This is a genomic window from Castellaniella sp., assembly GCF_034675845.1.
Lineage (GTDB): Bacteria > Pseudomonadota > Gammaproteobacteria > Burkholderiales > Burkholderiaceae_B > Castellaniella.
On the sequence record NZ_JAUCCU010000001.1, the window covers coordinates 1,225,428 to 1,238,295 of the forward strand.

15 protein-coding genes, 1 other RNA gene and 1 pseudogene are annotated in these 12,868 nt (G+C 60.8%); 10 read left to right on the forward strand and 7 right to left on the reverse strand.

From position 1 onward, the window contains the following. Positions 1–10: 10 nt before the first annotated feature. The 4 genes from ssrS to VDP81_RS05885 all read right to left on the reverse strand — a co-directional run bounded on the left by ssrS (position 11) and on the right by VDP81_RS05885 (position 1,588). A non-coding RNA gene (ssrS, locus tag VDP81_RS05870) (6S RNA) lies at positions 11–190 on the reverse strand. A 96-nt stretch (positions 191–286) separates the two neighbouring features. Further along, positions 287–589, reverse strand: a complete 303-nt coding sequence (locus VDP81_RS05875) for a cell division protein ZapA (RefSeq protein WP_322995465.1) — start codon at positions 587–589, stop codon at positions 287–289. Between the two features lie 3 nt (positions 590–592). Continuing rightward, positions 593–994, reverse strand: a complete 402-nt coding sequence (locus VDP81_RS05880; RefSeq protein WP_322995466.1) for a hypothetical protein — start codon at positions 992–994, stop codon at positions 593–595. A 15-nt stretch (positions 995–1,009) separates the two neighbouring features. Further along, positions 1,010–1,588 (reverse strand): RNA pyrophosphohydrolase, encoded by a 579-nt coding sequence (locus VDP81_RS05885; RefSeq protein WP_322995467.1) that lies wholly within the window; start codon positions 1,586–1,588, stop codon positions 1,010–1,012. 66 nt (positions 1,589–1,654) lie between these two features. Here VDP81_RS05885 and VDP81_RS05890 point away from each other — a divergent pair, with 66 nt between their 5' ends. The 9 genes and pseudogenes from VDP81_RS05890 to VDP81_RS05930 all read left to right on the forward strand — a co-directional run bounded on the left by VDP81_RS05890 (position 1,655) and on the right by VDP81_RS05930 (position 9,722). After that, positions 1,655–3,388: a proline--tRNA ligase gene (locus VDP81_RS05890; protein WP_322995468.1), complete on the forward strand. Its 1,734-nt coding sequence runs from the start codon at positions 1,655–1,657 to the stop codon at positions 3,386–3,388. 44 nt (positions 3,389–3,432) lie between these two features. Then, a complete protein-coding gene (gene ybgC, locus VDP81_RS05895) occupies positions 3,433–3,858 on the forward strand; it encodes a tol-pal system-associated acyl-CoA thioesterase (protein WP_322995469.1) in 426 nt (141 codons plus the stop codon). Between the two features lie 2 nt (positions 3,859–3,860). Then, positions 3,861–4,535, forward strand: a complete 675-nt coding sequence (gene tolQ / locus VDP81_RS05900) for a protein TolQ (RefSeq protein WP_322995470.1) — start codon at positions 3,861–3,863, stop codon at positions 4,533–4,535. A gap of 1 nt (position 4,536) precedes the next feature. Continuing rightward, positions 4,537–4,971 (forward strand): ExbD/TolR family protein, encoded by a 435-nt coding sequence (locus tag VDP81_RS05905; RefSeq protein WP_322995471.1) that lies wholly within the window; start codon positions 4,537–4,539, stop codon positions 4,969–4,971. A 28-nt stretch (positions 4,972–4,999) separates the two neighbouring features. Then, positions 5,000–6,301 (forward strand): cell envelope integrity protein TolA, encoded by a 1,302-nt coding sequence (tolA, locus tag VDP81_RS05910; protein ID WP_323011792.1) that lies wholly within the window; start codon positions 5,000–5,002, stop codon positions 6,299–6,301. A gap of 3 nt (positions 6,302–6,304) precedes the next feature. Continuing rightward, positions 6,305–7,613: pseudogene (tolB, locus tag VDP81_RS05915) on the forward strand (Tol-Pal system beta propeller repeat protein TolB). Between the two features lie 37 nt (positions 7,614–7,650). Then, on the forward strand, positions 7,651–8,142 hold the full coding sequence (gene pal / locus VDP81_RS05920; protein ID WP_322995474.1) for a peptidoglycan-associated lipoprotein Pal: 492 nt from the start codon (positions 7,651–7,653) through the stop codon (positions 8,140–8,142). Between the two features lie 81 nt (positions 8,143–8,223). Next, entirely contained in the window at positions 8,224–8,895 is a 672-nt protein-coding gene (gene ybgF / locus VDP81_RS05925; RefSeq protein ID WP_322995475.1) for a tol-pal system protein YbgF, read from the forward strand. After that, on the forward strand, positions 8,895–9,722 hold the full coding sequence (locus VDP81_RS05930; protein WP_322995476.1) for an alpha/beta hydrolase: 828 nt from the start codon (positions 8,895–8,897) through the stop codon (positions 9,720–9,722). Before ybgF ends, VDP81_RS05930 begins: the two co-directional genes overlap by 1 nt. Here VDP81_RS05930 and VDP81_RS05935 read toward each other — a convergent pair. Continuing rightward, positions 9,719–10,198, reverse strand: coding sequence for a copper chaperone PCu(A)C (locus tag VDP81_RS05935; protein WP_322995477.1), 480 nt, complete (start codon positions 10,196–10,198; stop codon positions 9,719–9,721). The two genes, VDP81_RS05930 and VDP81_RS05935, sit on opposite strands and share 4 nt — an antisense overlap. Positions 10,199–10,327: 129 nt before the next feature. On the opposite strand from VDP81_RS05935, the gene VDP81_RS05940 reads away from it, so the two are divergent. Next, a complete protein-coding gene (locus tag VDP81_RS05940; RefSeq protein WP_322995478.1) occupies positions 10,328–10,795 on the forward strand; it encodes a PaaI family thioesterase in 468 nt (155 codons plus the stop codon). 49 nt (positions 10,796–10,844) lie between these two features. Here the strand turns inward: VDP81_RS05940 and VDP81_RS05945 are convergent, their stop codons facing one another. Together VDP81_RS05945 and VDP81_RS05950 are read right to left on the reverse strand one after the other, a co-directional pair. After that, positions 10,845–11,930, reverse strand: a complete 1,086-nt coding sequence (locus VDP81_RS05945; RefSeq protein WP_416233211.1) for a BMP family ABC transporter substrate-binding protein — start codon at positions 11,928–11,930, stop codon at positions 10,845–10,847. A gap of 17 nt (positions 11,931–11,947) precedes the next feature. Next, positions 11,948–12,865: an ABC transporter permease gene (locus VDP81_RS05950; protein WP_322995479.1), complete on the reverse strand. Its 918-nt coding sequence runs from the start codon at positions 12,863–12,865 to the stop codon at positions 11,948–11,950. Positions 12,866–12,868 lie beyond the last annotated feature (3 nt).

The following is a 12,868-nucleotide window of genomic DNA, read 5'->3' on the forward strand; positions in this document are numbered from 1 at the left end:
GGCCTGCTGTAAATGCCCCGCCTGTGCCGTCTAGGCCGGCATCCCGGAACCGGAGTTCACGGTGGTCGCTTTCAGTCAGATTTCGGGCTATCCAGTGAAGGTAGCTCTCCTAGCTGTCAATCCAGCAACCGTATGCCAATAGCATTGGTTCAAGGAATGTATGGCCAGGTCTCGAACACGGCAGGGACTTGGAAGGCAGGATGCCTGAAAGGGCATCCCAAAATCAAATACAAGAGCAAGGCTTCTAGTTTACGCGCAATTTTACCGGGTGACAGGCAAACCGTCGTTAATCGGCGCCCCCGAGGATTTCGTCGAGCATATGGTTCATGCCTTCGATTTTACCCCTGAAGTCGCCCACGGCGATCTCGCTGAGTGGGCCATCGGGTGCGCGCAGGGTAAGAAGTTCATTGGCAATATGAATCGCGGCCATGACGGCGATGCGTTCATTGCTGGCGACTTTGCCGCTGCCCTTGATGGCCAGCATGCGCTGATCAACCTGGCGTACTGCGGCCAGAAGGGCGTCTTTTTCGGAGGCGGCGCAGGCCAGCGAATAATCGCGGCCCAGAATAGAGACATCTACGCGTTCCATGGATCAGACCTCCGCGCCGGGCAGGCGTTCTAGGATGAGTTCAATTTGTTCTTGGGCCCCGGTAGCAGCAACACGCAGACGGTCGCAATCGGCCTCGGAAGCCAGCAAGCGCTGCTGCAGGGATTGTGCACGCGCGTGCTGTTCGTGCAGCTGGGTTTCAAGAGTACCGTGCGTCTGAGTGGCTTCGTTGCGCACGGCCTGAAGCTCGAGGTCGTGGCGGGCAAGCCGTTCGGACATACGGGCGAACTCGTCGCGCTCGGTGGCCTGCTGGGCCTGGAGTGCCAGGTATTGCTGCTGGAGTTGCTGGATTTTAGCCTGCAGGGCAGCGCGTTCGGCCTGCAGGCCCTGTGCCAGCTGGACGGTCCGCTGTACGCGCTGCGACAGGGCGTCGAGATCTTCGAGCATGCGATCTATCCTGTGTTAGGTGGTGGACTGGTTACGGGAAGGCCCGACAAGTGTCGGCGACTGGCTGACGGGCGCAGTGCCGCGATGCCCCCGGTGACGCAAATAGCGGTTCTCGCGCCCGCGCCGAAACAACAGGCTGGAGAGCTCGTTGAGGGCCAGGGTGTAGACTTCGCGTTTGAATTCGATCACAGCGTCTAGTGGTACCCAATAGGCATTCCAGCGCCAAGCGTCGAATTCGGGCGTATCGCTGGCGCGCAAGGACACATCGGTGTCTCGTCCGACCATACGCAGCAAGAACCAGATTTGTTTCTGGCCTTTGTAGTGGCCGCGGAGTTCTCGGCGCACATAGTGGTCTGGCACGGTATAACGTAGCCAGTCCCTGGTTCGCCCCAAAATGCGGACATGATCGGCCTGCAGGCCGGTTTCCTCGTGAAGCTCGCGGTACATCGCCTGCACGGGAGTTTCGCCGTGCTTGATGCCGCCCTGCGGAAATTGCCACGCGTGTTCGCGGATGCGTTTACCCCAGAAAACCTCGTTTTTCTGGTTCACGAGAATGATGCCGACATTGGGACGGTAGCCTTCGCGATCCAACATGGGCCACCTCGGTTGTGAATTCAATACAATTACCTTCGATTATACGTACCCAGCGGGATCCCTACCATGTACGCCACCAAGTACCACCTGAACACCCTGAAAGAAGCCCCTGCCGATGCTGAAGTCGTCAGTCACCAACTGATGACCCGCGCCGGCATGATTCGCAAAATAGCCGGCGGCGTTTATACCTATATGCCCATGGGGCTGAAGGTTTTGCGCAAGATCGAGGCCATTGTGCGCGAGGAAATGAACCAGGCGGGCGCCATCGAGCTGCTGATGCCCGTCGTCCAGCCCGCCGAACTATGGCAAGAATCTGGCCGCTGGGAACAATACGGCGCCGAACTGCTGCGCATCAAGGACCGCCATCAGCGTGACTTCGTGCTGCAGCCCACCTCTGAAGAAGTCATTACGGACATTGCACGCAATGAAATCCACAGTTGGCGTCAACTGCCGCTGAACTTCTACCATATCCAGACGAAGTTTCGCGATGAACGCCGACCACGCTTTGGCCTGATGCGCGGGCGCGAGTTCACGATGAAGGATGCCTATTCGTTCGATCGTGACGAAGCAAGCGCCCTGGCCAGTTACGACATCATGTACGCCGCCTACCAGCGCATTTTCACGCGCCTGGGCCTGACTTTCCGGGCGGTAGCGGCGGACACGGGTTCGATTGGCGGTTCGCGCAGCCACGAATTCCAGGTGATCGCCGACACGGGCGAAGACCTGATCGTCTATAACCCGGACTCAGATTATGCGGCCAACATCGAGCTGGCCGACGCCCCCTGCCTGTTGTCGGGCCGCGAACCGGCCCGCGAAAGCATGGAAAAACGCGCCACGCCAGATGCCCCGAAATGCGAAATCGTGGCCGAGCAACTGGGCTTGCCGCTGGCGCGCACCATCAAGTCGGTGGTTCTGGCCTCCGACCCTGCCGATGGCCCTGCCCGTCTATGGCTGCTGATGCTGCGCGGCGATCACGACACCAACGAAATCAAAGTCGGCAAGCTGGCCGGCCTGGAAGACGGCTATCGGCTGGCCACCGAGGCTGAAATTCAGGATGTATTTGCCTGCACCCCCGGGTATCTGGGCCCCGTGGGTCTGGATCGCAGCAAAATCACCGTCATTGCCGACCTGACGGTGGCCTATATGGGTGATTTTGTCTGCGGCGCCAACGAAGCCGGTTTCCACCTGAGCGGCGTGAACTGGGGCCGCGATCTGCCCGAGCCTGATCGGGTGGCGGACTTGCGTAATGTGGTGGCGGGCGATCCCGACCCCCAGGGCGGCACGCTGGCGATCCAGCGCGGTATCGAGGTCGGCCATGTGTTTTTCCTGGGCGACAAGTATTCCCGCGCCCTGAATGCGACATTCCTGGATACCGATGGCAAGCCCGTGGTCCTGCAGATGGGCTGCTACGGCATTGGTGTCAGCCGCATTGCCGCCGCCGCCATCGAACAAAACCACGACGAACGCGGCATGATCTGGCCGCGCGCCCTGGCGCCCTTCGAGGTCGTGCTGTGCCCCATCGGCATCGGCAAAAGTGCAACCGTGCGCAACGCCGCCGAGACCCTGTACCGGGCCTTGCTGGCCCAAGGCGTGGATGTGATACTGGATGATCGCGACAATCGCCCAGGCACCATGTTCGCCGACTGGGAGCTGATCGGGGTGCCGCTGCGCGTGACCCTGGGTGACCGAGGACTGAAGGAAGGCATTGTCGAGATCCAGACGCGCCGCGAAAAGGAGGCGGCAAAAATCAGCCCGGACCTTGCAGTGCAGCATATTCTGCAAGCCCTGGAATCGCTTTGAAAACCAGGCCCGTCCCCTGATATGTCACACCGGTTAACGAAAAAATGAGCAGCAATCCGCCCAATTCTTCCGACGAACTGGCCATTCGCGTATATTACGAGGACACCGATACCGGTGGCGTCGTGTATTACGCCAATTACCTGAAATTCTTCGAGCGCGGCCGCACCGAATGGCTGCGCGCGCTCGGGGTCGACCAACGCGAACTTGCTGCTCGGGAACAAATGATGTTTGTAGTCAGACATGCGGACATTGCCTATCGGCAGGCGGCACGTCTGGATGATGTCATCCACATCCGAACTTCGGTCTCGCAACTGCGGGCGTCCCTGCTGGAATTTCACCAGCAGGCTTGGCGCGACGATCAACTGCTGGCTTCGGCCACAGTCCAGATCTGCACCATACACGCCCATACTTTCAAACCCATCCGTCTGTCTCCTGCCCTGCGGGATCTTTTGAACAAGGCCATTCATTAACCATGGAAGCTTCTAGCGATTTGTCGCTGCTGTCCCTGATCGGCGACGCCAGCCTGCCCGTGCAGATCGTCATGCTGATCCTGCTGGGCGCATCAGTCCTGTCCTGGACCTATATTTTCAGCAAGCGTGCCGCCCTGAAACGCGCCAACGCCCAAACTCGGCAATTCGAGGATGATTTCTGGGCGGGCGGCGACCTGACGGTGCTGCAGCAGGCCATTGCCAGCCGCCGCAACGAACATGGCGCCCTGGCGCGCATTTTCGATGCGGGCATGACCGAGTTCATCAAAGCCCGGCGTTCCTCGAATCGCGGCGACACCATGCTGGATGCCCCCCGGCGGGCCATGAAGGCCGCCTTTCAGCGTGAAATGGACAGCCTGGAGTCGCACCTGGACTTTCTGGCTTCTACCGGCTCCGTCAGCCCCTACATCGGCCTGCTGGGCACTGTCTGGGGCATCATGCACGCCTTCATGGGTCTGTCCACCATGCAGCAGGCAACTCTGGCGGCCGTGGCCCCCGGCATCGCCGAGGCGCTGATTGCAACAGCCATCGGCCTGTTTGCCGCCATTCCGGCGGTACTGGCCTATAACCGCTACACCAACGAAATCGACCGCTTGTCGATCCGCTTCGAAACCTTTGTCGAAGAGTTTCTGAATATCCTGCAGCGCCAGGTGCACTGACATGACTTCCCTCAGCAATCGCCGCGCACGCCGCATGAAGAACGACATCAATGTCGTGCCCTACATCGATGTCATGCTGGTGCTGCTGGTCATCTTCATGGTGACCGCCCCCATGATCACCCCGGGTCAGATCGAACTGCCTTCGGTGGGCACGGCCTCCGAGGTCCCCGTCCAGCCGGTCGAGGTCCAGATCGACGCGCAGGGTGCCTTGGCGATGCGGGTACGCGAAGGCGGCGCATCGTTTCAGCCGGTCGACAAGGCCAACCTGCTGGCCGCCGTGCGCGCCGCCGTCACCCCGGATACGCCCGTGGTGATCTCGGCGGACGGCAAGGTTCCTTACGAGACTGTCATGCAGGTCATGGACCAGCTGCGTGAAGGCGGCATTTCCAAGCTAGGCCTGTTGGTCAACCAAAACGCCGCTGGCACGCGCCAGTGACGCAACACGCAGGCAGAGTCCCCATTTCATGACATGGCTTGATCGTTTCCGGCGCGACAGTGACAACCCAGATCGACGCGACGACCGCTTCGGTCTGTTATGGTCCGCAGCGGCCCACGGTGCCCTGATCTTGCTGATGGTGCTGGGCTTTTCCTCGGCGCCGGATAATGCCGGACCGGTCCAGGTCGAACTGTGGGCCAAAGGCACGGTGGCCGAGGCGACATCGCCCAGCGAACCCGCTGAAGCGCCACCCGCCGAGCCCGCCGAAACACCGACGGAACCCAGCCCGGACGAGGCCGCTGAAGCAGCCGAACGCGAGGCGGCCCAAGCCCGCGCCGAGGCCAAGGCCCAAGCCGAGGCGGCTCAGGCAGAAGCCGCCCGCGCCGCTGCCGCCGAACAGGCCAAGGCCGCACAACAGGCACAGCTGGCCGAGGCCCAGGCACGCGCCGAAGCCGCCGCCAAGGCGCAGGCCGACGCCGAAATCGCGCTGGCCCAAGAACGCAAAGCCCGCGAAGAAGCCGAGCGCCTGGCTCAGGAACAACTGAAAAAGGAAAAAGCGCGCCAGGAGGCTGAAGCCACGGCTGCCAAGGAAAAAGCCGCAGCCGAGAAGGCAGCCGCTGAAAAGGCGGCTGCCGAAAAGGCCGCAAAAGAAAAAGCTGCCACAGAGCAAGCTGCTGCCGAAAAAGCCGCTGCTGAGAAAGCAGCAGCTGAGAAAGCCGCAAAAGAAAAAGCCGCCGCCGAAAAAGCGGCAGCGGAGAAAGCCGCTGCTGAAAAGGCAGCAACCGAGAAAGCCGCTGCCGAGAAAGCTGCCGCTGAGAAAGCCGCGACAGAAAAAGCCGCTACTGAAAAGGCGGCAAAAGAGAAAGCAGCGGCGGACAAAGCGGCCAAGGAAAAAGCAGCAGCAGCCAAGGCAGCAAAAGAAGCCGCCGCCAAGCTCGAAGCCGCAAAGGCCGCCCTGCGGGGTGCCGCGTCTGAAGCGGCAGGCATCCCCGAGGGCAATGCGGATCGTAATCAACGCGGCGGCGGAGGCGGCAACGATGGCTACGCCGCCAAGGTTCGCGCCTGCGTCAAGCCCGGCGTCATCTATAACCCGCCTCCTCGCAGTGGCGGCAGCAATCCGACCGTGGAATTCCGCACCCGCCTGGGCTCAAATGGCCAGGTCCAGGGCGCGACCTTGATCCGTTCGTCCGGCATTCCGCGCTTCGATGACGCCGTTCAAAAGGGGATCTCGGCCTGCTCGCCCTTCCCCAAGCCGCCCAGCGGCAATTATCCGTCGTATATTGACGTCCAATACAGCATGTATGAGCCTACAGATTCAGAAAGGAGATAGCCCATGACCCTCCATACAGCCTCCGGCTTTCTAGGGCGCCTATGGCGGCGCGCAACGGCAGCCGGCCTGGGCCTGGCCTTGGTCGCACTCGCGTCCGGCCCTGCCCAAGCCCAATTACGTGTCGATATTTCCGGTGTCGGCGCCACCCAATACCCCATTGCCATCGCCGATTTTTCCGGTGACGCCAGCGGCACGTCTGTCCCGGAAGTCATCCGCGCCGACCTGACACGATCTGGCCAGTTCCGGCTGATCAACACAGCCGGGGCCGACCTGAACCTCCAGAGCGCCGTGGACTACGCCACCTGGCAGGCGCGCGGCGCCGACTATCTGGCCCTGGGCACCATCGCTAAAAACGGCGACCAATACTCCGTCAGCTACCGGCTGGTGGATAACGTGCGCAAGGCCGAATTGGACACTGCGGTATTCAATGGCACAGAGGCCGAATTGCGCCGGATTTCCCATCGTATCGCCGATCGGATCTACGAAAAGATCACAGGCATCCGAGGTGTTTTCTCCACTCGCATCGCCTATGTGTTGCAGAGCAGCAACGGCTATGAGTTACAAATTGCTGACGCCGACGGCCAGAATCCCCAGGTGATGCTGCGCTCCAAACAGCCGATCATCTCGCCCGCCTGGTCGCCGGACGGCTCGAAGCTCGCTTATGTCAGCTTTGAATCCGGCAAGTCCGTCATCTATGTTCAGACCTTGGCCACCGCCCAACGCCAACCGGTGTCCAACTACAAAGGCAACAACAGCGCACCGGCCTGGTCGCCCAATGGCCAACAGATGGCGATTGTGCTGTCAATGGACGGTATTTCACAGATTTACACCATTAACGCCGATGGCTCGAATCTACGCCGCGTGATGCGTTCGCCCCTGATCGACACCGAACCCTACTTCACCCCCGACGGGCAATCCCTGCTCTTTACCAGCGACCGCGGCGGCAGTCCCCAGATTTACGAAGTCCCTGTTGCCGGTGGCGAAGCCCGCCGCATTACCTACTCCGGAAGTTACAATATTTCACCCAGGGTCTCGCCGGATGGGCAGCAACTGGTGTACGTTACACGTAGAAATGGTGCTTTCAGAATCGCCAGCCTTGCCTTTGGCTCGGGCTCCGAACAGCTCCTGACGGACGGACCGGACGATCAATCGCCCAGCTACGCGCCCAATGGCATGCAGGTACTCTACAGCTCCATCCAAAATGGACGCAGCGTACTGGCAGTCACATCCATTGATGGCCGCGTTCGCCAGACCCTGTCGATGCTCAACGGCAAAGTCCGCGAGCCCGGCCTGGGGCCCTTTCACTAATTGATTTTTTCGTGTGACGCTTTTTTCTTAAAGGATATTAAATGAGCTCGCGCATCACCAGGACCCTGACCATTGCCGCTTTTGCTGCCTCACTGGCCGCTTGCAGCTCCGTGCCGCTGGACGAGAACGCCGGCGGCGCCGGATCGGATTCCGCATCCGCCGGGCAGATTATGGATCCCTTCAATCCACAAAGCCCGCTCGCGCAGCAGCGTTCGGTTTATTTCGACTTCAACAGCTACACTGTGCCCGAGCAATACCGTAGCGTGGTCGAAATGCACTCCAACTACCTCAGCGGCCACCCGCAGCAAAATGTGCGCGTCGAAGGCAACACTGACGCTCGCGGCAGCACCGAATATAATCTGGCCTTGGGCCAGCGCCGTTCGGACGCCGTGACACGCATGATGCGACTTCTGGGGGTTAACGCCAACCAGATCGAAGCCATCAGCTACGGTAAGGAACGCCCGAAGGCATTGGGCACAACCGAAGCCGACTACGCCGAGAACCGCCGCGCTGACATCGACTACCAACGTTGATCGTCAATAGGCCATGACGACGCCGTAGCGGTAACGCTACGGCGTTTTTTCTGCCGATTTCCTGCACGGAAGGAACAAGCTATGCATGCAATGATTCATCGACTGGCTGTTGTCTCAGCCACCACCGCCTTGATGCTGGGCGCATCTGCCGCCCATGCTTTTTCTGACGACGAGGCCCGCCGCGCCATTCTGGAACTGCGCACACAAATCCAACAGCTGAAAGACCAAAATCAACAAGCACGCCTGCAGCTGGCCGACCAGATGGATATGCTGCACCAGGAAATCGCCACGATGCGTGGCCGCGTGGAAGAACTGAACCGCCCCGCCAATAATACCAATGGCCCGGCCAATGCCCCGCAGGTCTCGGTGCAGACCAACGACCCGCAACAACAGGCGGTCTATCAGGCCGCTGCCGATCAATACCGCAATGGTCGCTACTCAGAAGCCGCCACCAGCTTCGCCGCCTTTGTGGATGCCTATCCAGACAGCGAACTGGCTGCCGATGCACAGTTTTACCTGGGCAGCAGCCAATATGCGTCCAAGGACTTCAAGAAATCCATCCAGAGCATGCAGGCGCTGGTTCAGTCACACCCGGATAATGCCCGCGCGCCGGATGCATTGCTGGTAGTGGCCGCCGATCAGATCGAGCTGAACGACTTGAAAGGTGCCAAGGCCAGCCTGCAACGCATCATCAAGGACTACCCCAGCAGTGCCGCCGCTGAAACCGCCAAAAGCCGTCTGAAGCTGCTGTAATGCCGCCGCCGGATCTACCTCATCATATCCTGCCCCTGGCAGACACCCAGCTGCACTACACCCAGCATGGCAGCGGGGATTCTGCCGTCCTCTTGATCCACGGGTCTCTGTGCGACTACCGCTACTGGCGCTGGCAAATCCCGGCCCTGTCTGAACAGCACAAAGTGCTGGCCCCCAGCCTGCGCGGTTGCTGGCCCACAGGGCAGCAGCATCCTCAACCGGGCTATAACATTCATACCCACGCGCAGGATCTGGTCCATCTGGTACGCGCTCTGGACCGGCAGGATGGCGTGCATGTGGTGGGGCATTCACGGGGTGCCCAGGTCGCCATGGTTTTTGCCACGCTGGCCCCGACGCTGTGCCGTTCACTGACACTGGCTGATCCAGCCTTCCGCTTCGAGGACGAGCCGGAAACGCCCGCTTTTTATACCGAGACCGTGGCCCAGTTACAGGCAGGCCAGATCGACACGGCCCTGGAAGGCTTTATTGATACGGTCAATGGCCTGGATACCTGGCGGCGCATGGTGCCGTGGTTCAAAGACATGAGCCGCGACAATGCCCTGACGCTGCTGTCGCAGATCCGCGAGGCCAATACGCCAATCGCTTTGCAAGATGTGGCAACCTTGGCGTGCCCGCTACTGCTGGTGGGCGGGGCCAACAGCCCGGCTAAATATGGCACCCGTCAGGACCGCTTGCAGCAACTGGTGCCGCGCGCCCAGCGGGTGCGGATTGCCATGGCCTCACACGGCATGAATCTGGCTAACCCCCGGGCATTCAATCAGGCCGTGCTGGATTTCACGGTGGCTGCCGAGCAAGCCGCTGGTTAGTGCTTGTGCTGATCCATGCCCGGCATAGCCTTGGGCGAGCGGATCTCGCATTGTGCATTGACCTGGCTGCCGTCGGCCAAGGTAAAAACCAGCGGAATGTGATCACCCACCGCCAAGCCATCGCGGGGTTGCTCCAGCATCAGGTGATAGCTGCCGGGCTTGAATGCCAGGTCGGCGCCCGCAGGCAGGCTGACCTGATGCACCATGGACATCTTGCTAAGGCCGTTTTCCTCGGTGGTCTGGTGCATCATGGCATGACCGTAATCAGCCGCATGCACCCCCGTCAGCGCAACATCCTGAGCACCCTTATTATGAAACAAGAGAAACCCGCCCGATGGCGCAGGCGCAGGCATCTGGCGTATCCAGCAGTCGCTGGCGGTGACGGTATTGGACACCGGCAAGCTGGCAGACGCGGCCTGATGCGCGTCATGCCCTGCTGCCCAGGCAGAAGTGGCCAGCGTCAGTGTGGCGGCCAAGGCTGATCCGTAAGCAAAAACTCTGTTCATTGTGCAACCTATATTCCAGGCCCGACCGATGCCCCCATGGCAGCGAAATCCGACCCTGCGAGCCAGTGTACTATGGACTTTTCCGTGTTCATTTGAGCCATGTCTAAGCCAACCGTCTTAGCCGCAGCCCCAGACCAGGAAGCTGCGCCTGCGTCGCATATCACTCTTGAAGAATTCCGCGATCTGCTGACTCGCCTGCACCCTTTCGCTGCGGCGCTGGGGATCGAAATACAGGATATTCGCCACGGCCAGGCTACCTTGCGGCTACCGCCCAACCCGGCCAATCAGCGCCTGGGGGGCATTGTGGCCGGCCCCATGCTGATGGGCTTGGCCGACCTGGCCCTGTATGCGGCGGTGGTCAGCGCCACCGGCGTGCCCGAATCGGTCACCGCCAGCCTGACGATCAATTTCCTGCGCGGGGCGCCCGCCGGCGGCATTATCGCCCAGGCGCGCGTACTGAAAACCGGCCGTATGACGGCCGGTGAGGTTCTGCTATTACCCGAGGGCGGCGGAGAACCCGTGGCCCAAGTGATCAGTACCTGGTCGGTACCCCGCAAGACTGCCTGAGACACTTCGTCCAGACCGCACGCGGGGCCCCCGTCAAGGCTGGCCTGAATCAGTTCTTGCTGAGCTGGCCAATCACCCCTTCAACGTAGTAGTCCATCGCGTTCAGGCCAGCATCATCCAAAGCGCCTTCTGCCAGGATGACCTTGCCATCGTTGGTCTTGATCGGGGCAGCAAAGACATTGAGCGTGCCATCGGCGATGGCCTGCTCTTGGGACAGGAGTTCTGCCTTCAGCTTGTCATCGACATCGGGGCCCAGGCCCTCGAAGGCCACCATTTCTTCCTTAAAGCCGCCCCATACCTGGGTGGGTTTCCAGGTACCATCCAGCACGGCCTGAGCCTGGCTGGTGAAATAAGGCCCCCAGTGATGGGTGACCGCCCCCAACTGGGCCTTGGGGCCATATTTGCTCATGTCGGAGTGGTAAGCCACAGCCCATTTACCGCGTTCTTCGGCGGCCTGTACCGTGGCGGTGGAGTCCGTGTGGTGCGTGACGACATCTGCCCCCTGATCCAGCAAGGCCAGAGCCGCATCACGCTCTTTACCTGGATCGAACCAGCTGTTGACCATGATGACGCGCACCGTGGCATCCGGTTTCACGCTGCGCAGACCACGGGTGAAGGCGTTAATACCCTGCAAGACTTCGGGAATGGGATAAGCGCCGACATAGCCGACCACGCTGGTCTCGGTCTTATGGCCTGCCAGCACCCCGGCGACATAGCGAGACTGGTAGAAGCGGGCATTGGTGGTGCCGACATTGGGCGCAGTCTTGTAGCCTGTGGAGTGGACGAATTTGACGTCCGGGAACTGACGCGCGACCTTGATAGTGGGGTTCATGAAGCCAAACGACGTCGTGAAGATCAGCTTATTGCCTTGTTGGGCCAGATCCCGGATGACGCGTTCGGCATCTGCACCTTCGGGCACATCCTCGACGTACTGGGTCTTGATTTTGTCACCCAGCTTTTCTTCCATGTATTTACGGCCCAGGTCCTGCTGCCAGGTCCAGCCGGCCTCGCCAATGGGGCTGACATAGACAAAGCCGATTTTCAGGGGCTCTTCGGCCATGGCCGGGCCAGCCGCCCAGAGACAGGCAGCTGCGGTCGCAGCCCCCAGGGTTTTGAGTAGGGTGTGTTTTTTCATGTGAGCAAGCTCCGTGATCAATGGTTGGGGTTGAAGACGCGCCCCAGCGAAGCGGGCATGTTGATACGTATCCAGTTGACGTTGCGAGATATCAGGACCAGCACCAGGATGGTAGCCAGATAAGGCAGCATGGACAACAGTTGCGAAGCAATGGGCACCCCAAGGGCCTGCATGTGGAAGGTCAGGATGGTAATGCCGCCGAATAAATAGGCGCCCACCAGCACGCGCAAGGGCCGCCAGGTAGCAAAGGGCGTCAGGGCCAACGCGATCCAGCCGCGTCCGGCCACCATGCCCTCGACCCACATCGGGGTATAGACCAGCGACATGAAAGCCCCGGCCAGGCCGCAACAGGCCCCGCCAAACAATAGAGCCACCAAACGAATGCGGCGCACGGAATAACCCAGGGCATGCGCGGATTCGGGGGATTCACCCACGGCACGCAGCACCAGGCCGGCCCGGGAGCGATACAGGAACCAGGTCAGCCCCACAGACAGCAGCAAGGCACCATAGACCATGGGGTGATGCTGAAACAAAGCCGGGCCGATAAAGGGGATATCGCCCAGGAACGGGATCGACCAGGAGGAGGCCTGAATCGTGGCCCCGACATACGGCAGGCCGATGGAGGCCGAAGCCCCCACGCCAAACAACGACAAGGCCAGGCCGCATGCGACCTGGTTGGCGCCCAACCACACCACCAGCCAGGCAAACAGGCCAGCCATCAGGGCACCTGCCAGCGCCCCCGCGGCAAACCCGATCGCGGTATTACCCGTGTGCACCGTGATGGCGAAACCGAGGGCGGCCGCCACCAGCATCATGCCCTCGGAACCGAGATTGATCACCCCGGATTTTTCATTGATGAGCAAACCCAACGCAGCGAGCATCAGGGGGGTGCCGGCATTCATGGCAGCGGCAATCAGAGGGGCCAGAGCATCCATGGT

Excerpts from the sequence above, each read along its gene's own strand:
- VDP81_RS05875 (WP_322995465.1), bottom strand. The coding sequence starts at position 589 with ATGGAACGCGTAGATGTCTCTATTCTGGGCCGCGATTATTCGCTGGCC.
- VDP81_RS05880 (WP_322995466.1), bottom strand. The coding sequence starts at position 994 with ATGCTCGAAGATCTCGACGCCCTGTCGCAGCGCGTACAGCGGACCGTC.
- VDP81_RS05885 (WP_322995467.1), bottom strand. The coding sequence starts at position 1,588 with ATGTTGGATCGCGAAGGCTACCGTCCCAATGTCGGCATCATTCTCGTG.
- VDP81_RS05890 (WP_322995468.1), top strand. The coding sequence starts at position 1,655 with ATGTACGCCACCAAGTACCACCTGAACACCCTGAAAGAAGCCCCTGCC.
- ybgC (WP_322995469.1), top strand. The coding sequence starts at position 3,433 with ATGAGCAGCAATCCGCCCAATTCTTCCGACGAACTGGCCATTCGCGTA.
- tolQ (WP_322995470.1), top strand. The coding sequence starts at position 3,861 with ATGGAAGCTTCTAGCGATTTGTCGCTGCTGTCCCTGATCGGCGACGCC.
- VDP81_RS05905 (WP_322995471.1), top strand. The coding sequence starts at position 4,537 with ATGACTTCCCTCAGCAATCGCCGCGCACGCCGCATGAAGAACGACATC.
- tolA (WP_323011792.1), top strand. The coding sequence starts at position 5,000 with ATGACATGGCTTGATCGTTTCCGGCGCGACAGTGACAACCCAGATCGA.
- pal (WP_322995474.1), top strand. The coding sequence starts at position 7,651 with ATGAGCTCGCGCATCACCAGGACCCTGACCATTGCCGCTTTTGCTGCC.
- ybgF (WP_322995475.1), top strand. The coding sequence starts at position 8,224 with ATGCATGCAATGATTCATCGACTGGCTGTTGTCTCAGCCACCACCGCC.
- VDP81_RS05930 (WP_322995476.1), top strand. The coding sequence starts at position 8,895 with ATGCCGCCGCCGGATCTACCTCATCATATCCTGCCCCTGGCAGACACC.
- VDP81_RS05940 (WP_322995478.1), top strand. The coding sequence starts at position 10,328 with ATGTCTAAGCCAACCGTCTTAGCCGCAGCCCCAGACCAGGAAGCTGCG.
- VDP81_RS05945 (WP_416233211.1), bottom strand. The coding sequence starts at position 11,930 with ATGAAAAAACACACCCTACTCAAAACCCTGGGGGCTGCGACCGCAGCT.
- VDP81_RS05950 (WP_322995479.1), bottom strand. The coding sequence starts at position 12,865 with ATGGATGCTCTGGCCCCTCTGATTGCCGCTGCCATGAATGCCGGCACC.